At 44.3% G+C, this 20,198-nt stretch carries 18 protein-coding genes; 14 read left to right on the top strand and 4 right to left on the bottom strand.

All coding sequences use genetic code 11. The annotated features are described in order from the left end of the window. Nucleotides 1-3: 3 nt before the first annotated feature. On the bottom strand, nt 4-1,035 hold the full coding sequence (locus tag AB4513_RS01555; protein WP_009844947.1) for a PotD/PotF family extracellular solute-binding protein: 1,032 nt from the start codon (nt 1,033-1,035) through the stop codon (nt 4-6). Between the two features lie 370 nt (nt 1,036-1,405). On the opposite strand from AB4513_RS01555, the gene AB4513_RS01550 reads away from it, so the two are divergent. From AB4513_RS01550 to AB4513_RS01530, 5 genes are all read left to right on the top strand, one after another. Further along, nucleotides 1,406-2,056: a LysE family transporter gene (locus AB4513_RS01550; protein ID WP_009844948.1), complete on the top strand. Its 651-nt coding sequence runs from the start codon at nt 1,406-1,408 to the stop codon at nt 2,054-2,056. A gap of 288 nt (nt 2,057-2,344) precedes the next feature. Next, a complete protein-coding gene (locus AB4513_RS01545) occupies nt 2,345-3,145 on the top strand; it encodes a PhzF family phenazine biosynthesis protein (protein ID WP_032555006.1) in 801 nt (266 codons plus the stop codon). Nucleotides 3,146-3,215: 70 nt separating this feature from the next. Then, a complete protein-coding gene (locus AB4513_RS01540) occupies nt 3,216-3,719 on the top strand; it encodes a YgjV family protein (protein WP_009844950.1) in 504 nt (167 codons plus the stop codon). A 99-nt stretch (nt 3,720-3,818) separates the two neighbouring features. Then, complete coding sequence (locus AB4513_RS01535) at nt 3,819-4,133, top strand: cupin domain-containing protein (RefSeq protein WP_009844951.1); 315 nt, start codon at nt 3,819-3,821, stop codon at nt 4,131-4,133. Nucleotides 4,134-4,186: 53 nt separating this feature from the next. Next, nucleotides 4,187-4,654 carry a GNAT family N-acetyltransferase gene (locus AB4513_RS01530; RefSeq protein WP_009844952.1) on the top strand — a complete coding sequence of 156 codons (468 nt, stop codon included), beginning with the start codon at nt 4,187-4,189 and terminating at the stop codon, nt 4,652-4,654. A 127-nt stretch (nt 4,655-4,781) separates the two neighbouring features. On the opposite strand, the gene AB4513_RS01525 is transcribed toward AB4513_RS01530, so the two are convergent. After that, entirely contained in the window at nt 4,782-5,279 is a 498-nt protein-coding gene (locus AB4513_RS01525; protein WP_009844953.1) for a fasciclin domain-containing protein, read from the bottom strand. Nucleotides 5,280-5,759: 480 nt separating this feature from the next. Here AB4513_RS01525 and AB4513_RS01520 point away from each other — a divergent pair, with 480 nt between their 5' ends. Further along, nucleotides 5,760-6,254, top strand: a complete 495-nt coding sequence (locus AB4513_RS01520; protein WP_102257625.1) for a GNAT family N-acetyltransferase — start codon at nt 5,760-5,762, stop codon at nt 6,252-6,254. Nucleotides 6,255-6,359: 105 nt separating this feature from the next. Here the strand turns inward: AB4513_RS01520 and AB4513_RS01515 are convergent, their stop codons facing one another. Both AB4513_RS01515 and AB4513_RS01510 read right to left on the bottom strand, forming a co-directional pair. Continuing rightward, entirely contained in the window at nt 6,360-7,013 is a 654-nt protein-coding gene (locus AB4513_RS01515; protein ID WP_032555007.1) for a DUF2057 family protein, read from the bottom strand. Nucleotides 7,014-7,302: 289 nt separating this feature from the next. Continuing rightward, nucleotides 7,303-8,865, bottom strand: coding sequence for an arylsulfatase (locus tag AB4513_RS01510; protein ID WP_004730480.1), 1,563 nt, complete (start codon nt 8,863-8,865; stop codon nt 7,303-7,305). 346 nt (nt 8,866-9,211) lie between these two features. On the opposite strand from AB4513_RS01510, the gene AB4513_RS01505 reads away from it, so the two are divergent. The 8 genes from AB4513_RS01505 (at nt 9,212) to AB4513_RS01470 (ending at nt 20,154) form a co-directional block, all read left to right on the top strand. Beyond that, nucleotides 9,212-10,759, top strand: coding sequence for an arylsulfatase (locus tag AB4513_RS01505; RefSeq protein WP_009844956.1), 1,548 nt, complete (start codon nt 9,212-9,214; stop codon nt 10,757-10,759). A gap of 209 nt (nt 10,760-10,968) precedes the next feature. Then, on the top strand, nt 10,969-13,368 hold the full coding sequence (locus AB4513_RS01500; RefSeq protein WP_009844957.1) for a tetratricopeptide repeat protein: 2,400 nt from the start codon (nt 10,969-10,971) through the stop codon (nt 13,366-13,368). A gap of 149 nt (nt 13,369-13,517) precedes the next feature. After that, the gene (locus AB4513_RS01495; RefSeq protein WP_102257626.1) at nt 13,518-14,501 is read left to right on the top strand and encodes a MoxR family ATPase; all 984 of its coding nucleotides are present in this window, start codon (nt 13,518-13,520) and stop codon (nt 14,499-14,501) included. A 12-nt stretch (nt 14,502-14,513) separates the two neighbouring features. Further along, a complete protein-coding gene (locus AB4513_RS01490) occupies nt 14,514-15,476 on the top strand; it encodes a DUF58 domain-containing protein (protein ID WP_009844959.1) in 963 nt (320 codons plus the stop codon). Further along, on the top strand, nt 15,477-16,019 hold the full coding sequence (locus AB4513_RS01485) for a DUF4381 domain-containing protein (protein ID WP_009844960.1): 543 nt from the start codon (nt 15,477-15,479) through the stop codon (nt 16,017-16,019). It begins immediately after the preceding gene. Further along, nucleotides 16,012-17,091, top strand: a complete 1,080-nt coding sequence (locus AB4513_RS01480; protein WP_102257627.1) for a VWA domain-containing protein — start codon at nt 16,012-16,014, stop codon at nt 17,089-17,091. Before AB4513_RS01485 ends, AB4513_RS01480 begins: the two co-directional genes overlap by 8 nt. Continuing rightward, on the top strand, nt 17,084-18,790 hold the full coding sequence (locus tag AB4513_RS01475) for a VWA domain-containing protein (protein ID WP_009844962.1): 1,707 nt from the start codon (nt 17,084-17,086) through the stop codon (nt 18,788-18,790). Before AB4513_RS01480 ends, AB4513_RS01475 begins: the two co-directional genes overlap by 8 nt. Beyond that, on the top strand, nt 18,787-20,154 hold the full coding sequence (locus AB4513_RS01470; RefSeq protein WP_102257628.1) for a BatD family protein: 1,368 nt from the start codon (nt 18,787-18,789) through the stop codon (nt 20,152-20,154). The genes AB4513_RS01475 and AB4513_RS01470 overlap by 4 nt, the downstream gene beginning before the upstream one ends. Nucleotides 20,155-20,198 lie beyond the last annotated feature (44 nt).

Genomic DNA, 20,198 nt, shown 5'->3' with positions numbered 1-20,198 from the left:
TAATTATCTCAAACTGTCGACAATGCGGTTACGAATTTGAATGCTATTGGGTTCGAGTTGCTGATACAGATAGCTGCGTTCTAAAACCTCTTTGCTAGGGAAAAGCTCCGGATCATTTTGGTACTCTTGCGTTGTTAAGGCTTTTGCTTTTGAGCTTGGAGTTGCAAACCATGAATCCATTGCGTTTTGAGCGGCGATCTCGGGTTGCGACAAGAATGATAGAATCGTTGTTGCTTGTGCAGACAACTCTCCGTTGTTAATTGCAGCAATGCACTCTAACCATAACGTTGTGCCTTCTTGAGGCACAGCGTAGGACCAAGAGGCATCAGGCTCCAAATCATTGAGTACATAACTGTCACCAGAATAACCGTAGGCAAGGTCGATGTTAGCAAGACGTTCGGGTTGGCGAATATAGTCGATGACGTATTCGTTGCTTTCTAGGTGTGGCTTTTGAGCTTGCAGGGTTTTATAGGCAACGCGAAGTTCCTGCTCATTATTGGTGAATGGATCAAATTGATTTGCTAACAGTGCAGTACTCACCAAATCCGTAGGTTCGTAATACATACTTATGCGGCCACTGCCGTTGGTGTCTGGTTCGAGAATAGCGTTCCAAGAGGTGGGAGTGTTTACTTTGTCACTGCGATATAAGATTCCCGCAGTCCCCCAAGCGTAGGGAATGCCATACTCGCCACATCCTTCAACCCACCGTGAATCTATGTTACCAGCAATGGATTGTTGTAACTCACTGAGATTATGAAACAGGTTCTGCTTGGCTAACGCATTGAGCTTTACACTTTCTATAATGACTAGCTCAAATGCGCCACGACGTTCGCTCAATAGCACTTCATCTCTGATCGACTCATCAGAAAAAAACTGTTGTTTCAAAGAAATGCCGTACGTGTCACCTAGTTGGGTCACGACGCTATTGGATAGAAATTCATCCCAATTGTAGAGATAAATATCATTTTGTTGGCTAAACGCTGTGCCAGTTAAAAAGGATGATGACGCAAGAACAGAAACATAAAATGCTTTCACTGACGGATTCCTTTCCTACTTTGCTTAACTAAATCGTAGCCCAAATTTTGCGACATAGCTCAAATTTAGGTCTCTAATTTCAGTTCAACCTAACGCAATGCATTTAGGTGTGAAAATCCTATGACCTAATTGGAACTAAAAGTAAGCTTTGAGCACAAAATCATTATGTTAAATCAAGGGGATATCAACCTTTGACCGACGAACGCCTGAAGAAGTGCACGAATGACTCATCTACTTCCGATTTGGCACGACGAAAACACGGGATTTGTTTGATTATTAGGTTATTAGTAAATATATATTCATCTACTTGAGCATTTTTTCGTTAGTTATGCAATAGTGGGGCATTAATTGAACGACAGGAGGTTGGTTTATGGATGCAGGTTTAGTTGGGATTTTTGTTACCGTGGCGATTGCTCACTTTTTGGCGCTATTGAGCCCCGGACCAGATTTTGTGATTGTGGTAAAGAGTGCTGTTAAAAATAAGGGTAGAAAAGCACTCGGCGTTGCATTCGGTATTGCCAGTGCCAATGCAGTCTATATTGGTTTGTGTCTTATTGGGGTCGGTTCTATTTTGGCAGCTTCGGTTTCAGTGATGATCGCTTTAAAAATTATTGGCGGTTTGTTTCTGGTGTACCTTGCAGTTCAAGCGATAAGAGCGAAAAAATGTAATTACAGTAATATCGATGTTGTCGAAGAAGGTGTCTCCATTCAAACCACTTTTCTTAAAGAATTTGTTACGGGTTTTCTATCGGGAATCCTTAATCCTAAAAACCTTTTGTTCTATTTGAGCTTATTCACGGTTGTACTGAATAATGAGGTGGGTTTCATGTTTAAATTAGGGTTAGGCATTTGGATGACAGTGGTTGTGTTTGTGTGGGATGCCGCGATTATCTTCCTTTTATCTGCACCTAAAGTTCGACGAGAGTTTACACGTGTTGCTTACTATATTGATAAAGTGACAGGAGTTATGTTGGGTCTGCTTGGCTTGACCATTGTGAAATCTGCTCTGGTACGTCAGTAGATTCAATAAAGTTACCATTGCTGAGTAACCTCACGTTTGTGGCACGATACAATGCCTATGTGCCGCGAATGTGTGCTTGTTTCCTACCAGGGCTGATACGTTTTATCTCTTATCTGCCCGATGTAAAACCCTCAGCTTAATCCACCAATTCTTTCCATAACTGCTTGTTTATCATTCCTTAGTTCTTAAATAAGTATTAATAATGTTGCTGTTGAACACTTGTAGCACGGGGTGTTTGTGCTTATTGTAGGCTGCAATGTCTATTCAATATCAGCGCTAGGAGCCATTGTGAATTTAGAGATATATCAAGTGGATTCGTTCACAACTCAAGCTTTTAAAGGAAACCCTGCAGGGGTTTGTATTTCACAAGAACCTTTAGAAGAGTCGTTGATGTATTCGATTGCTGAAGAGATGGCAGTATCAGAAACGGCATTCTTAGCCCTCAATACGATGACGTTGAAATGGTTCACACCAGAAGTTGAAGTCAAATTATGCGGTCACGGTACGTTGGCAACAGCGCATGTGATGAAGGAAAGAGGGTTAGTCAATGTGGGTGAGGTTGTGACGTTTGATACGCTTTCAGGGGAGCTATCTGCCACAGTTTGTGACTCCACAATCGAGCTTGACTTCCCAAGTACTGTGCTTGATCTTGGATTGGATGCTAATAAAGATTTGCTTGAATATTTAGGGCTGTGTGAAGCCCAAGTCGTGTCATACAGTGAGTTCGATACCAAGCAGTTTATTGAGGTTGTCAGCGAACAAGTTTTATTAGATTTATCACCAAACTTTGATGCTCTAAAGCGTATTAAAGGTCGAGGCGTTGTTGTGACAGCATTGTCGTTGAACTCTGAGCTTGATTTTGTTTCGCGCTATTTTGCGCCGTGGGTGGGTGTTAACGAAGATCCCGTTACGGGTTCAGCGCATTGCGCTCTCACACAATACTGGTCCGAGAAACTAAACAAAGCGCATTTCAATGCTTACCAAGCGTCGCGCCGCGGTGGGTATGTATCGACAGAGCTATTACCGAATGGTCGTATAAAACTGATGGGGTCTGCAACCACCGTAATCAGTGGTACTTTAAAAGTCTAAACTTCAATATCATTCATAAAACAGCAACGTCATAATTTAAATCTGCTAGGTCACTACTTAAGGAATAATCGTGTCAGCTTTTTATCTTTCTCAGGTATTAGTCGCAATTGCTATTTGTTTCGATCTTCTGTCTTTTCAATTTAAAGAGAGGAAGAAAATCGTCACATGCTTGTTTTTTGCAGGCGTTCTTATTTCTAGTCATTTCATTTTGCTCGAACAATGGACGGCGGCAAGTTTGATGATCATCGCGACCATTCGATATTTGACGAGCGTGTTTTCTACGTCACCCAAATTTAAATATTTGTTCAGTTCCATGTCAGTAGTCGCAACGGTTGTGACTTACTCGGGGCTCACTAGCATATTGAGTTGCTTTGCTTCCGTATTTCAAACCTTTGCAGCCTTCAATAAAGATGACCGTCGATTAAGAGAGTTGATGATTATCGGAACTAGCTTTTGGTTGGTTCACAATTACTTAGTTGGTTCTCCAACTGCTGTACTGATGGAAGCGCTATTTATCTGCAGTAACTTGGTTGGCTATTATCGTTTCTATTTCAGAAAAAGTGCTGTGGCTTAGGGCTTATAGCTCAGGAGCTTAGGAACTCAGGAAGCTAGGCTTTAGATAAAACGATAAAACACTGCACCATATTCATCTAACAAGGATTAGGAGAGAGCGATGTCAAATATCTACTCGGATGTGCCTTCGTCAATACCCGACGAAATCTTCAACGACATCATTACTACTGAGAATGTGCGGATTGAAAGAATAATATCTCATGGGCACCGTTCTCCAGAACAAGGTTGGTATGACCAAGATGAAAACGAATGGGTTATGGTGCTAGAGGGGCAAGGTGTTATTGAGTTCGAAGACGGACGTGTCGTTACCTTGTCTAAAGGGGATTACATCAATATTGCCGCGAGAGAGAAGCACAAGGTTGTAGGTACGGATAGAGACGTTGTGACTATTTGGCTAGCTGTGTTTTATCGTTAGTATTGCTATCAAGTAGTGAATAGGTAATCAGCAATACATGAAAGGACTGTGTCGTGGTTAGAATTCGAAATTACCAAGTTAGTGATGCCAAAGCATTATGGGAGATCTATTTCCATACTGTTCGAAATATTAACGTTCGTGACTATTCTCAAGAACAAGTTGAGGCTTGGGCTCCAAGTGACTTTGACTCCGAGGTGTGGGAAAAGTGTCTGCATCGTATCCAACCTTTTGTAGCGGAGTTGGATGGCCACATTGTTGGCTATACTGATTTGCAACCGAATGGGTTGATAGATCACTTCTTTTGTCATCATGAATATCAAGGTAAAGGTGTAGGGCGAGCTTTGATGGAGCATGTATTCGAGATTGGTCGATTTCGTGGTGTATCGAGATACTTCTCTGAGGTGAGTATTACCGCTAGGCCTTTCTATGAGCACCTTGGCTTTAAGTTAGTGAATGAACAAGAAGTCGAAATACGTGGCGTTAAGCTGACTAATTACGTGATGGAGAAAACCACTAAGTAGCCATTAACGTTATGTCTAGTGTAGGTAAAATTGGATATGCTCAACGCTTAGCCCAGTAGGTTAAAAAGGGTGTGAATTGTCACACCCTCAAAGAGTTTGGTTTGCCTGAGACTTTCTTTCTATTTGATTATTTCGGGAGCAAGACCGTATCAATTACGTGGATTACACCATTGCTTGCTTCCACATCAGCCGCAATCACTTTTGCATTGTTAACCATAACCGTGCCATCGCTTACGCTTATCATCACGTTTTGACCTTGGATTGTTGTCGCTTTGTCTATTTTCATAACGTCTGCCGCCATCACTTTCCCTGCGACTACATGATAAGTTAGCACTGCGACTAATTTGTCTTTGTTTTCCGGTTTCAAAAGCATATCGACAGTACCATCTGGCAACTTGGCAAATGCTTCATCGGTTGGTGCGAAAACGGTAAAAGGTCCTTCTCCTTTCAAAGTATCTACAAGTCCACCCGCTTTAACAGCAGCTACAAGTGTATTGAAAGAGCCATTTCCTACTGCGACATCGACGATATCTTTTTTCATCTCATGATGATTGGCGTTAGCGAATGCACTAAAAAAAAGTGCAGCGACAAGAAGAGATAGAGACTTGCTAATTTTATTAATCATGTTGGAATCCTTTGAGTTTGTCCGTTATTTTCGTCAGGTATTACGAAAGGCTCAAAGCGATGGATCAATTTATACCAATCACAGTAAATAAGTGATCAAAAATAGCGCAGGAAAAAAGCTTGAGAACAAGGCTGCTCTTTTCAATAAATAGTTTCGATAAGTAGTTATTCTACAATCAAAAAACCTAACGACGTTATCGATATTTTTAACAAGCTAGGGTGAACAGTTATTTACTACGATTGGTATTATTATACCTTTGAGCTATTTGCTTCGAGAGCGAACTTTACTCTATGAACAGGCGAGTGAGGGCCTTCAATGGTGCATTTTTAGTATTTGAGTTTTATATTTATGGGCTGTGGCGACTGTTTATGGGCTATGACGATTATTCAATTATTTCTGTCACTTACGGTTGTAGCTACTCGTTGCTATCCGTAATATGAAAATTAGCTTAAGGATAGAAATAGACAGTAAGGAATCACTTTGGAAATACAAATTAGACATCTTGAAACCACAGACAACCAAGACATTTTTGATATTTATCGTCATTCATCAGTATCAGAAAATACCTCACAAAAACCTTTCCTTAGCTCTGATCAAGTGGAGCGATTGTTTGGTCATTCAGACCATTTCACTTTAGTCGCAGAAGTGTCAGGTAAAGTCGTTGGGCACATTACCTTATTCATGACGACTAAGGTGAGAGACCGACATAGTGCTGGCTTAGGGATTGCGATTCACCCTGATGCACACGGCAAAGGGGTTGGGAAGGCATTAATGAAAGAAGCGATTAATCAGACTGATAATTGGCTTAATCTGGTCCGTCTGGAGCTAGAGGTTCATGCCGATAACAACGCTGCCATTGCTTTGTATGAACGAGTAGGTTTTCAGTTAGAAGGCACTAAAAGGCTGAGTACATTCAAAGGCGGGAAATACATTGATATGTTGTTGATGTCGAGGATTAGACCTGATTATCGTTGATTGTTAGACCTATAACGTCCTATTTAGATGAAATCAAAGAAGCTGGCAGTGTGCCAGCTTCTTTGGTTTGAACGAGATATTTTATAGACTTGTTCGTAATCGAATCTACTTGTTCACGTAATCTTTGAATTTCTGCTTCGTTTCAGCATCGGCTTTTTCGTACCAAAAATACAACATTTCTTCAGCTGTGTTAGCCGCATTTCCATCAATTTTTGCTGGAAGTGTTACAGGTTGAACAACCGCCGCTGTTGCGCCTGCTGTTGTACCTATAGCTAGTGCAGCAATGCCGCCTTGCTGGTTGTATTCTTTTGCTTCTTGAGGGTATTTACGTCCAATTTGCATACCGTCTTTAACTAGCTTGTCTTGCTTAACGCTGATTTCATTCTGGTTCTCGTCAACAAGGCTCCACTCTAAGTTTTTAAACCCAGATTTTGCTTCTGCTGTGTTGCGGTATTTTGGCAGGTCGAAAGTCAGTGTGGTATCAGTCGCATCGAATGTTGCGATAACAGCGTCGCTGTCTACGAATTCACGATCGTTACCTTTATCAAATGCAAGTTGATATTGGAATACGATTTGGTTTTGGCCATCTGGTAACGTCAGTGTTTTATGAGAAGAGAATAAGCCGCCGTCTAAGTCAGGCTTAGCTTCGTTAACCGCAAGAATATCAACACTGGATGGAACTTGGATTTCAACGTCAGCTAATACTGAAGGTGCAGCAACGATAGCTGAGAGTAGGGCAATGCTTTGGGTTGTCTTCATAATCATACAGTTGTTAGGGTGAGTTAAAATACAATCGCACGCATATCTCTGTATTTCAAGTGATGTCCGTGGGATTTGAAAAAATTTGCGTAATCTTAACGTAACGGTCATAAACGAGGCGAGCTACAAGGCTATGCGAGTAAATGTATGCGGATAACCTTGTTCGTCACTCGTTTGTTAAAGGCTTATGTGGGACAGTTTTCATTGTTGATATACTGAAAAGCCGTGATAGCGCTTGAGCTATCACGGCTTGGTTTCACTTTCCTAGGGCTGGTTAAGCTTTAGCTAATTATTTAGCTTGCGCTGCTGCCGCTTCTAGTTGCTTAAGTTTACCTTGAAGCATGTAAGCATTCTGGTTGAAGTTACCAGGGTTCAACACTTGGCTTTGCTGCATAGGGTAGTCAGGTAGCGTGTTCATGAACTCTTGTACTTTGCCGCCTACAGGTACGAATAGCCACATGTTGTCTGCCATCCAACGTAAGTACATGCCCGATTCGTGTGGTGCTTTTTCGAATGGATCAGCACGTAGGTGAACGACTTGAGGCCAGTTTGGTTGGAAACGCACGGCATCAACAATGTTACCGTCCATAACAGCGAATGAAATCTTGAAGTCATTCCAACGTACCGCATTTAGTTCAGCGTTAGCAGAGAAGTAAAGCATGCTGTCACGAGGGCCTTTCTCTTCTTTACCTTGGAAGTAAGGTAGGAAGTTGTAACCATCTAGGTGTACACGCCAGTTTTTACCGTTGTAAGTAGCACCTTTATCAGAAGCAAGCTTCTCAACAACTTTATCATCACCAGCGGCTGCTAGTAGAGTCGGGATCCAGTCTTGGTGACCCATGATGTCGTTGATCTTAGTTCCCGGCTTGATAGTACCAGGCCAGCGAACTAGCTGAGGAACACGCATACCGCCTTCGTAAGTTGTACCTTTCTCCCCGTGGAAGTAAGTAGCACCGCCATCAGGCCAAGAAACTGTCTCTGCACCGTTATCGGTAGAGTAGATTACGATAGTGTTGTCTGCGATCTTAAGCTCATCAAGTTTGTCTAGGAGGATACCCACTTGGTCATCATGCTCTAGCATGCCGTCTGCGTAGATGCTGATACCCGATGCGCCTTGGTATTTTTCTTGTAGACGAGTCCACACGTGCATGCGAGTCGTGTTGTGCCAGATGAAGAATGGTTTGTCAGCTTTCACTGCTTTTTCCATGAATGCTAAAGATTCTTCTAGGAACTCTTCATCCGCGTGCTCCATACGCTTACGCGTCATAGGACCTGTATCTTCAATCTTACCGTCAGAAGTCGACTTGATTACACCACGAGGGCCAAAGTTCTTACGGAACTCAGGATCTTTAGGGTAGTAGTAAGTCTCTGGCTCTTCTTCCGCGTTTAGGTGGTACAGGTTACCGAAGAACTGGTCAAAACCGTGGTTCGTTGGAAGGTGTTTGTCTTGGTCACCCATGTGGTTCTTACCGAACTGAGCGGTCATGTAGCCCTGTTCTTTAAGAAGGTCTGCGATCGTTGGAGCCCAATCAGGGATGCCGTGGTCAGAGCCCGGCATACCGATAGTCAGTAGACCTGTACGGAAAGGTTCTTGACCGGTTAGGAATGCAGCACGGCCAGCAGTACATGATTGTTGACCGTAATGGTCAGTAAATAGTGCGCCTTCGTTAGCAATACGGTCGATGTTAGGTGTTTCATAACCCATCATGCCGTTGTTGTATGCACTGATGTTGAATACACCAATGTCATCACCCCAGATAGCAAGAATGTTTGGTTTTTCTGCTGCTGTTGCCGCTGAAGAAGCTGCTAATAAGCCAACACCTAATGCTAGTTTATTAATTTTAGTACCCATAAGGACTCCAATTCACTTTTAAGATTAATGCGTTAGAACAACACATCGATGAGCAAATGTTATTCTCAAAATTCCGTTCCGTCCTTTTATAGTGCTTATAACCAATCGTTATGATGTCTAGTTAACTTGTTGATTCATATGAGTTCTAGTGTGTTGCCAGAACAACCCCTTAGTTTGTATGTGTGATCCTTATCATGTTTGTTGCCGTAAACCTTATCGATGACTTCTGTATCCATATCTCGATGAAAATGACAAAAATATTAATAGCTTAGGTAATCTCGCGTATGCGCAAAAAATGAACTATACGTTGTAGGGCAGGATGCAAATAACTTACGAAGAGGTTTCTATGACAGCGAAGTATGGCGCTAAACGTCGATTAGCGATTTTGGGTACAGCAATGATGGCCGCGTCTAGCGCCACTTTTGCAGCAGAAAAGCCAAATATATTGGTCATTTGGGGGGACGACATTGGTCAATCCAATGTGAGTGCGTACACCTTTGGTTTAATGGGTTACAAAACGCCCAATATTGATAGCATCGCCAAAGAAGGGATGATGTTTACCGATTATTACGCTGAACAATCGTGTACTGCGGGTCGCTCTACCTTTATTACGGGACAAAGTGTATTACGAACGGGTTTAAGTAAAGTAGGCCTTCCAGGAGCAGACATTGGTTTGCAAGCGGAGGATGCAACGATTGCAGAAATGCTTAAACCTATGGGGTACATGACAGGTCAATTTGGTAAAAACCACCTTGGCGATAAAGATGAATTCCTTCCAACAGCACACGGGTTTGACGAATTTTTTGGCAACCTTTACCACCTGAATGCTGAAGAAGAACCGGAGAATGAAGATTACCCAACTGACCCAGAGTTCCGTAAGAAATTTGGCCCTCGTGGTGTGATCAAATCATTCGCTGATGGCAAGATTGAAGATACAGGCCCACTAACGCGTAAGCGTATGGAAACGGTCGATGAAGAAACACTAGACGCGGCACTTGATTTCATGGATCGCGCAGTGAAAGCGGACAAACCATTCTTCGTTTGGTGGAACGCAACAAGAATGCACTTTAGAACGCACGTGCAGCCAGATAGCAAAGGTGTAACCGGCATCAGTAATTACGCTGATGGTATGGTTGAGCACGATCGACACGTTGGACAACTATTGAAGCAAGTGGATGAGTTGGGCATCAAAGACAACACCATCGTTTTCTACTCAACGGATAACGGTCCACACATGAACTCTTGGCCTGATGCCGGTACAACGCCGTTCCGTGGTGAGAAAAACACCAACTGGGAAGGCGCATACCGTGTACCAGCAATGGTTCGTTGGCCAGGAAAGATTGAACCGGGCAGTGTTTCAAATGAAATCATGCACCACATGGACTGGATGCCAACCTTCGTTGCAGCTGCTGGTGATGATCAGATCAAAGAGAAACTACTGAAAGGTCATACTGCGGGTGATAAAACGTTTAAAGTGCACCTAGATGGTTACAACTTCCTTCCTTACCTAACCGGAGAAGAAGAGAAAGGCCGTCGTTCGGAGATATTCTACTTTACCGATGACGGTGACCTTGCGGCACTTCGTTACAACCAATGGAAAGCGGTGTTCATGGAGCAGCGTGCGACGGGTACCATGCAAATTTGGGCAGAACCGTTTGTAACGTTACGTCTTCCTAAGCTGTTTAACCTCCGAATGGACCCATACGAAAACGCAGATATCACATCGAATACTTACTATGACTGGTTGTTAGACCATGCTTATATGTTTGTTCCTGCTCAAGCGTATGTTGGCAAGTTCTTAGAAACCTTTGCTGAATACCCGCCACGCCAAAAAGCAGCGAGCTTTAGCTTGGATCAGGTTATGGAGAAACTTCAAGAGAACCATAATAAGTAAGCTTTGGTTTATTGAAACTGATAGTTTGATGAAACTGCTAACACGAAAGAGCTCTTCGGAGCTCTTTTTTTTATGCGCATATCGATGAGTAAATACCAGTCGTGAATATGAGTCACAACAATCAAGCTCACTGCCACTAAATAATTGTAAATTCATTGTTTTTACGTCTACCTTATTAAGCATAAGGATGTATAAAAACAAGGAATGTTATGTCTGCATGGTTGTGCTCACTAGTGAACGGATTGAAACACCAGCGAGTTGCAGTATTATCCGCAATGTTGTCTTTACCTATGTTGTCGACACTCAGTGTCAATGTGTATGCTAATGAACAAGCTCCAGCGACTGAAGCTACGCTTATTGGTTCAGGAACTTTAGATGCCAGCTCTCCCAAGGCTACGTATGTCGGTTCTGAAGCATGCGTTGACTGTCACAGCGAAGAAGTGGAAGCGTGGCAAGGCTCTCATCATGACATGGCGATGAAACACGCTACAGATGAATCTGTATTAGGCGATTTCAACGATCAAACGGTCACTCATGGCGGTAAACCCAACCGATTTTTTCGCAAGGGTGAAGAGTTCTGGGTCAATATCGAAGGCCCAGACGGGCAATTCAAAGATTACAAAATCAGCTATACCTTTGCCTTTGAACCATTACAACAGTACATGGTTGAGTTTGAAGACGGTCGAGTACAGTTGATTCCTTTCGCTTGGGACTCTCGCACTGAGGGCGAAGGCGGTCAACGCTGGTTTAACCTCTACCCGGATACCACCAACACTGATGAATTCTACTGGACCAACAGCGGTCAAAACTGGAACTTCATGTGTGCCGATTGCCACTCAACGAATCTAGAGAAAAACTACGACAGCGCGAGCAATACCTATAACACTACTTGGTCTGAGATTAATGTCGGTTGTGAAGCCTGTCATGGCCCTGCAAGCGAGCACGTTAAACAAGCCCAGCTAGCAAATTACAAGTCAGTAAAAGCCAACGGCGAAAAGGATGTTCAAGCCTCCGCGCATTATGGCTTTGATCGCGACTTGTCGAAATCGGTGAAAGAATGGATCTACCAAGAGGGCAACTCAACCCTACAACCAAAAGACATCATCCATACCAATCAGGTTCAAACCTGTGCGCAATGCCACAGCAGACGTACTCAGTTAAATGAAACTGGAGATCACGTTAACGGGTCTTTCTTTGATGAGTATCGTCTAAGTTTGATTACTCCTGAGCTTTACCATAACGATGGTCAAATCTACGATGAAGATTACGTTTACGGATCTTTCCTTCAATCAGTGATGGCTGAAAAAGGCGTCACATGTACTAACTGCCACGATCCCCATACCGCAGAATTAAAAATTGCAGAGGAAGCTGTATGTAGCCAATGTCACATTGCTTCTGAATACACGCCTGAAAAGCACACCTTCCACGAGGCGAATACCGAAGCTTCACAATGTACGACTTGTCACATGCCTGAGACGACTTACATGGAGGTCGACCCAAGACGTGACCATAGTTGGCATATCCCGCGTCCTGATATTAGCCAACATATTAAAACGCCGAACGTGTGTACTAGCTGTCATGAAGATCAAACCGACCAGTGGGCAGATAAGCAAATCGGTGAGTGGTTCCCAGATTCTAAGTATCGTAATCAGCAGCACTTTGCCGTTGCCTTTTATGCTGACTCAATAGGGCACAGAGGGGCAGAGGATGCGTTGGCATACTCGGCTCAGGACTCTAGCTTAAGCAATATCATTCGTGCATCGAGCTTAGAACGTTTGGGCGGCAATACGGGTAAGAATACGCTTATCTCGCTAGCAAGAGCGGTGAAACATGATGATGAAATGATCCGTTTGGGCGTTGTGCAAGGCTCGTCTGGTTTCCCATTCACTGACCGTTGGCAGATTTTAGAACCGCTACTGAAAGACCCTGTATTGTCGATTCGTTCAGAAACCGCAGGTGCATTAGTGCGTTACTGGGGAGAAATGAATCCTCTGCAGAAAGACCAAATCAAGCCTGCATTGGAAGAGTACATTGAGATACAGCAATTTAATTCCGATAGAGGATTTGGACGTACTAACCTAGGCAACGTTTACCGCGATCTAGGCCAATATCAAAAAGCGATTGAGTTTTATCAAGGTGCTATCGAAATCGAGCCTTATTTCGAAAACAGCTACGCCAACTTAGCGGATTTGTATCGAGCGCAAGGTAACGAAGCAAAAGCGCTGTCGACATTGAAGCAAGGTATTGAAGCTCAGCCGAGATCGAGTGTATTGCCATACAGCACAGGCTTATCTCTGCTTCGTGTGAAAGATTACGAACAAGCAACGGAGTACCTTAAGCAAGCTGCTGAAACTGCACAAACCGACCCACAATATTGGTATGTGTACGGATTGGCTTTGGAGAAATCGGATGTGCTTGCGGCAAGTCAATCACTGCACAAGGCTTACCAATTTAGCCGCAACCTACAGCACTTGTATGCCCAGTGTGAAGTGTTGGCGCGAAACAGCCATATACCGGGCGTACCAAAGGCGTTTGAGCAATGTATTTCATCACTGAGCAAAGTGGCACCGCCGGAGGCCATTAACCAATTGAAAGCTAAGTTTAAATAAAGCGATGAGGTGAGCTTGGCTATGGTGCTTGCTGCTTATTCCGCTTGTAACCAATTATCGCGCTTATGAGCAATTATCACGTGTATAACTAATAGTTATGGGGCTTGTGAGTAGGATGTACGCAGCCAGATTGAATTAAGGGAAGACCTATGAACCATGCGCAACAAGCAATAAACCAACTGATTGAACAAACAGAGAAAAATGTTATCGGTCAGAGCCACGTCGTTCGGGCTCTGGTGATAGGGTTATTGACTAATGGGCATGTGCTTTTAGAGGGACTTCCCGGTACAGCGAAAACTCGTTCAGTGAAATTACTGGCGAACCTACTGAACACCAGTTTTGGTCGAATTCAGTTTACGCCTGACCTGCTGCCATCAGATGTAACCGGTACAGAAGTGTATCAAGAGCTTGATGGAAAGCCTCAGTTGCACTTTCAACCGGGTCCTATTTTCAACAGTATTGTTTTAGCCGATGAAGTGAACCGTGCTCCTGCAAAGGTACAAGCGGCTCTGCTTGAAGCCATGGCGGAAGGAACGATTACGGTGGGTGGTCAAACTCATATTCTTCCAGAGCTATTCATGGTGCTCGCTACGCAAAACCCAGTAGAGCAAGAAGGTACGTATCCACTGCCTGAAGCACAAATGGACCGTTTTATCATGAAAGTGACGGTCGACTATCCAGAAGATGAAGCTGAACGCGACATCATTCGACTTGTGCGCAGTGAGGAGCTCGGTAGCGAGACGAGTTCGGAATTAGTCACTCCAGAGCATATTGAACCTGAGTTGGTACTTGAAGCTCGCCGCCAACTTCCAGATATTGCCGTTTCCGATTTAGTTGAGAACTACATTGTGGCTTTGGTGATGGCGACTCGTAAGCCAGAGCGTTACCCAGAATCAGACTTATCGAAATGGATTGAAATTGGTTCAAGCCCTCGTGCATCTATTTCATTGGATAAATGCGCTCGCGCTTATGCGTGGCTGCAAGGGCGTGACCACGTCACGTTAGACGATGTGCGTGCCATGTTGCCAACCGTGTTAGGTCACCGATTCTCGCTGTCTTACGATGCATTGGCCGATGGTGTTGACCATCAAAGAGTGGTTGAAGAACTGCTCGATAATGTTGAGATTGGATAACTAGGGGGCGTCATGGCGAAGCCAACACAAGCTCCCAAATCGCAAGGCCTTGATCCACGTTTGTACTGTGATTATTCAAGGTTAGTGCGAATTCAGGCTCAAGCTGAGTCGTTTTCTCTACTGCCTCATCTAAAGGCGGGTAGTGTGCTGTCGGGTAGACACAACTCATTGTTCCGAGGTCGAGGTTTGAATTTCGAGGAGCTACGTCACTACCAACTTGGTGATGATATTCGTAACCTCGATTGGAAAGTCACGATGCGAACAGGCAAACCTCATGTTCGTAGTTATACCGAAGAGAAAGACCGTAATGTGATGATCTGTGTTGATCAACGCAGCTCGATGTTCTTTGCTTCTCAAAACACTATGAAATCTGTTGTGGCCGCCGAAGTCGCAGCATTGTGTGGATGGCGAGTGCTGAAAGATGGTGACCGAGTTGGTTTCGTTTTGGCGTCGCACCAAAAGCTCTTTCATACCAAAGCACAGCGTTCTCAATCGGACTTAATGTCTCAGTTAAAACATCTGACCAAAGCCAATCAAAGCTTAGGTGTCAGGGTGAGCGACAGCGAAGGTGTTGGGTTTAGCCAGTGGATTGAACTGATAAAACGAATGAGATTAAAGCAATCGACCTTAATCTTTATTAGTGATTGGCGAGATTGCCAAGAGCAACACCTTGACCGACTAAAGCAACTGCAACAACACAACGATATCTTAGCCATTATGGTCACCGATCCATTAGAACAATCATTGCCTCAAGATCTGGCAAGCGCAAACTGGGTGGTGGGTGATGGTCGCTTTCAACTTAATCTGGACAGCCAATCTAAGGTTAACCTTGCAAGTGAAAGCCTTGCCCAAAAAGCGGCACTCCAGAAACAGTCCCTTGCTAAATTAATGGCGATGAAAAACCTCCCTTATATCGAATTAGATACGTCTGGAACTCATATTTCTCAGCTTCAAAAGCTGGTGGGAGGGCGTTAGATGGCCGTTGAACATACGCCTCCAAGTACTTATATCCTTCGCGATCTGCACGATGTCGCCATTCCCGAGAGCGTGAGCTGGATGCCGCAAACTATTGGCTGGAAGATCCTTGGCGTCATTCTGTTATTGGTCGCTGTCTATCTGGCTTATCGTTTAGCGCTAAGGTGGTGGAATAACCGTTATCGCAAAGAAGCGCTTCAAGAACTCATGGTACTGGATGCAAGAGACAAGAACTCAACTGAACGAACCTTTAAAGTCCTCAAAGTGGTACTTCGTTACCTAGACAGCAGCAATGCAAAGCTGTTTGGAAAAGCCTATGTAAACCGTCTGAACGCTTATCTGCCTGTTAGCGCTAACACAAGTGAAAACAGCAATGCGTTCTTTGCCGATGAAGTTTCGGAATTATGGATGCAAAGCCTAATTGACCCTAATGTGCGTCTGAGCTTTGAACAGCGATTAGAGGTAATTCAAACCGCGATGATGTGGCTAAAACTTCACAAGCCGAATGTACAGGTAACGGTTGAGGGGCAAGACAATGTTTGATGTTTTATCTGCCAGCTTTGAATTTGCGCACCCACTGTGGTTTATCGCACTACCTTTGCCTTTACTCGTTTACTTCGCCGTACCTGCTTATCGCACTAAACAAATGGCCATCAAGGTGCCATTTTTCAGTGAGTTGGTTGAAGCGATTGGCGAGGCTCCATCAGAAGGTGCAAGCCAATTAACACCAAGCTGGTGGCAACGCACTACGCTGATCATTACCTGGGTATTAGTGATCTGCGCATTAGCGAAACCTACCATTCTTGGTGAGCCACAAGTTCGTGAACAATTAGGTCGCGACGTGATGGTGGTTGTCGATTTGTCTGGCTCAATGGCTGAACAAGATTTTACGTCTAAACAAGGGGATAAAATCTCTCGCTTAGATGCGACCAAAGAGGTGTTAGCCGATTTCGCGAAAACCAGAAAAGGGGACCGACTCGGTTTGATCTTGTTTGGTGATGCAGCGTTTGTACAAACACCGTTTACAGCTGACCAAGATGTGTGGCTTGAACTGCTTAATCAAACCGATGTGGCGATGGCAGGACAAAGCACGCATTTAGGTGATGCGATTGGCTTGGCGATTAAGGTGTTTGAACAAAGCGAAAAGCAGAGTGCTGCGGTTCAAGATTCAAGTATTGATGCGAACGTGAAAGAGAAAGTTGTGATTGTGCTAACTGATGGCAATGACACCGGAAGCTTTGTTGAGCCTATCGATGCCGCAAAAGTTGCTAAGGCTAAGGGCGTTCGAATTCACGTTATTGCGATGGGCGATCCGCAAACCTTTGGTGAAGTGGCTCTGGATATGGAAACCATCAAGCGAGTGGCTCAAGAGTCTGGTGGCGAAGCCTTTGAGGCGCTTAACCGCGACGAACTGACCAAAGCCTACGCTCAAATCGGTGAACTAGAACCACAGTTATATGAAAGTACCACTTATCGTCCTAAACAGGGGTTACATCATTACTTGATGGCCATTGTTGTTGTGATGTATTTGACTGCCTTTAGTCTGGCGACTTTACGTAGAAGGTCGCTTTTGGCTTCTAAAACTAAAAAATTGAAAGGAGAGGATGATGCCTGATTCTCTCACTCTGCAACAGTTCTTTACCCAGTTTCATTTTATCCGACCTTTGTGGTTGTTGGCCTTTATTCCGATGTTCTTCCTGTTATGGGTTCGTTGGAGAGAAGAGACCAAACCAACGTGGAAAGACATTCTACCTGCACACTTACGTGATGCATTGACCATTGGTGAAACAGGCTGGCGTAGGCAGCTGCCATTGAAGCTATTGATGGTGATTGTAACTATCGCCATCATTATCTGTTCTGGCCCAACATGGCAGCGTGAGGCTTCACCTTTTGGGGAAGACAAAGCGTCGATGTTAGTGGTGCTTGATAACAGCGAATCCATGCTGGCGAAAGACTTACCACCGAGTCGCTTGGAACGCTCTAAACAGAAAATTAGAGACTTATTAGCAGCGCGCAAGGGCGGTAATACGGGCTTAGTGGTTTACGCAGGCAGCGCACACGTCGCGATGCCTGTGACTCAAGACAGCAAGGTATTCGAACCGTTTCTAGCGGCTATCACACCCGACATCATGCCGGTATCAGGTAAGTCAGCAGAAGAAGCACTGCCACTCATAAATCAGCAATTGTCTGGTGAGCTAGGTTCGTCAGTGTTGTTGGTATCGGATGGTGTAAATCCAAGTACCATCAGAGCGTTCGAGAACTTCTTTAACGACAACCCGTATCAGTTGCTTATTCTAGCCGCAGGAAACAGTAATGTGGTGAGCGATAATCCTGTCGACCTCGATTCATTACGCAATTTGGCGAGTAAGACAGGTGGACGACTGATCGAAGTGACCGTTGATGATTCGGATATCCAACAACTGAACAGAGCGGTTGAAAGAAACATGCAGCTCAACGGCGAATCTTCAATGCCTTGGAAAGACATGGGCTATGGCTTGCTTATCCCAATGGCGATTATCATGTTGTTGTGGTTCAGAAAAGGATGGCTGGTGCAGTGGTGTGTCGTTGGTCTAGTGATTTCGGGCAGCATCTATTCACCAAGCACTTTTGCGAAAACAGTCAACTTAACTGCTGAGAAACCCGTTGTGGTGGAGTCGGTTACGGCTTGGGACAAAACAGCTCAATGGTGGTGGGACTTATGGTTAACGCCCGATCAGCAAGGTCAACGCCTGTTGAATCAGAAAGAATATCTTCAAGCTGCCAAACATTTTACTGACCCAATGCGAAAGGGCGCGGCTTATTACTATGCTCGTGATTTTAAGCTCGCTCACAGTGCATTCCTGCAAACCAAAACTGACCTTGGTTTATACAACGCGGCGAGTGCGTTAGCCAGACAGCGTGAATATCTTGCGGCGCGAGACCTTTTGAAATTATTAAGCGAGAAAGAGGATCTGTCACCAGAACTAAGAACGGATGTGGAAAACAATCTTGCTGTGCTTAGTGGGATTGTCGAAGAGGTTAACCGAACCAGTGAAAGTCAGTCCGGGACCACAGATGGCCCTGAAGAGTCTTTAGAACTCGAAGACGATCAGCCGCGAACGGGTGATGGCGCTGAAGAAGAAACGGTAGCGGAATTGATGCTCAAGGAAACGCTTAATGCCAATGAAATTTTGGGTAGCCAAGAGCTTGCCGATAAGTGGTTAAAACGAGTCGAAGCGGACCCTAAGTTCTTCTTAAAGTCCAAGTTCCAAATTCAATTAAGAGACCCTGCACCTTCCATCGAACAAGCGTCAAAACAGGAGCAAACCCAATGAGTCGATATCATTTAGCTCTTGAAGCCATTCAATCAAAGAGAGTGCGATTTAGAACCCATAAGTGGTTACTGTCGATGACTCTTATATTGAGTTGGTTTTCTCCTTTTGTTGCTTCTGCTGCCGATATCTTCGATCTCCAAAAAAGTGGTGACGTTGAGCTTATCGCTTGGGTAGGGGAAAAGCCAAAGTCAGGCGATAAGATAACGCCGACTAAAGTGAGCGTCAATGAGCAGGTAATTCTGAATATTGAGGTGGCGACGCCGCGTTGGTTAACGGGAGGGACTCGAATCGGCAGTATCGAAATCCCTAACGTGATCGCTAAGCAACGTAACCAACTCGCGACTAATTACACGGAACGGGTCAATGGCACTACATGGTCGCGTCAACGTTGGGAAGTGACGCTTTATCCGATGACTTCTGGCGAGTTTGTGATTCCAACCGTACCGGTTCGTATTCAAGTGTCAGCTCCTGATGGGTCAAACGTTGGTGGCACGCTTTATACGCAGCCGATTAAGTTTGAAGCCTCATTACCGTCTGGTTTGTTAAGCGATGAATCGCCTTGGTTTTCAGCGACAGACGTGGATGTTGAGCAGCAATGGCAACGTTCGAGCGAAGACTTAAAAGTGGGTGATGCGGTTACTCGAACCGTGACGATCAAAGCGAAAGACAGTTTGTCGGTGTTACTTCCCAATGTGTTGACCAATGAATCGACACAGCAATATCAAGCTTACCCGCAACCTAATCGTTTAGATGACACACAAGAACGTGGTGACTACCGTTCCAGTAGAATTGAAGAGACGGTTTATGTGATTCAGCAAGGTGGTGAATTTACCTTACCGGAGTTCACATTCCAGTGGTGGGACAGCAAAAATCAGCGTCTTGAGAGCGTGGTAATAAAAGGCGAAGTGTTTGAAGCAAAACACACATTCCAATCCTTCATCAAAGCTTACATGTCGGTCTTTATAAGCGTTGGTTTGGCAGTGGTCTTATGTGGCATGTTATTCGTTGCGGCGAAGCGCTATTACAAAAATCGACCAACACCAAGTTGGTTGGTATTGCGTCGTTTGCTTAAGCAAAATAATTGGCCCGCATTGAGAACCTTTATCTATCGTCAATTACGAAACGAAACCTCTCAGCTAGAACTGAATAAAGCGCAACTTGGTAAATTGAATGGACAGAAACGTTGGATAGAAGACAGTGAATCCCTCCAACAAGGGCGAGAAGACAAAAACGTATTTACTCGTTTGTGGAGAGGGTTACGTAACTTACCCAATGACACATCAAACTCAAGCAATTCTCGTTCAATTTTCGACCGCTTGAAAATCCCTAAAGCCTTGCCAAACTTAAAAGATAGAACTAAGTAGCAAACTTTAGTTATTCGCATCGAACAAAATCGGCAGGCTCTCTA

The organism is Vibrio sp. 10N.222.54.E6, assembly GCF_041473955.1.
GTDB lineage: Bacteria > Pseudomonadota > Gammaproteobacteria > Enterobacterales > Vibrionaceae > Vibrio > Vibrio tasmaniensis_A.
Note: the sequence above shows the minus strand (reverse complement) of the source record. Positions and strands in the feature narration are given on the sequence as shown.

What these genes read in the sequence shown, in the direction of transcription:
- AB4513_RS01550 (WP_009844948.1), top strand. Translation starts at nt 1,406, where the DNA reads ATGGATGCAGGTTTAGTTGGGATTTTTGTTACCGTGGCGATTGCTCAC.
- AB4513_RS01535 (WP_009844951.1), top strand. Translation starts at nt 3,819, where the DNA reads ATGTCAAATATCTACTCGGATGTGCCTTCGTCAATACCCGACGAAATC.
- AB4513_RS01525 (WP_009844953.1), bottom strand. Translation starts at nt 5,279, where the DNA reads ATGATTAATAAAATTAGCAAGTCTCTATCTCTTCTTGTCGCTGCACTT.
- AB4513_RS01515 (WP_032555007.1), bottom strand. Translation starts at nt 7,013, where the DNA reads ATGAAGACAACCCAAAGCATTGCCCTACTCTCAGCTATCGTTGCTGCA.
- AB4513_RS01510 (WP_004730480.1), bottom strand. Translation starts at nt 8,865, where the DNA reads ATGGGTACTAAAATTAATAAACTAGCATTAGGTGTTGGCTTATTAGCA.
- AB4513_RS01505 (WP_009844956.1), top strand. Translation starts at nt 9,212, where the DNA reads ATGACAGCGAAGTATGGCGCTAAACGTCGATTAGCGATTTTGGGTACA.
- AB4513_RS01500 (WP_009844957.1), top strand. Translation starts at nt 10,969, where the DNA reads ATGTCTGCATGGTTGTGCTCACTAGTGAACGGATTGAAACACCAGCGA.
- AB4513_RS01495 (WP_102257626.1), top strand. Translation starts at nt 13,518, where the DNA reads ATGAACCATGCGCAACAAGCAATAAACCAACTGATTGAACAAACAGAG.
- AB4513_RS01490 (WP_009844959.1), top strand. Translation starts at nt 14,514, where the DNA reads ATGGCGAAGCCAACACAAGCTCCCAAATCGCAAGGCCTTGATCCACGT.
- AB4513_RS01485 (WP_009844960.1), top strand. Translation starts at nt 15,477, where the DNA reads ATGGCCGTTGAACATACGCCTCCAAGTACTTATATCCTTCGCGATCTG.
- AB4513_RS01480 (WP_102257627.1), top strand. Translation starts at nt 16,012, where the DNA reads ATGTTTGATGTTTTATCTGCCAGCTTTGAATTTGCGCACCCACTGTGG.
- AB4513_RS01475 (WP_009844962.1), top strand. Translation starts at nt 17,084, where the DNA reads ATGCCTGATTCTCTCACTCTGCAACAGTTCTTTACCCAGTTTCATTTT.
- AB4513_RS01470 (WP_102257628.1), top strand. Translation starts at nt 18,787, where the DNA reads ATGAGTCGATATCATTTAGCTCTTGAAGCCATTCAATCAAAGAGAGTG.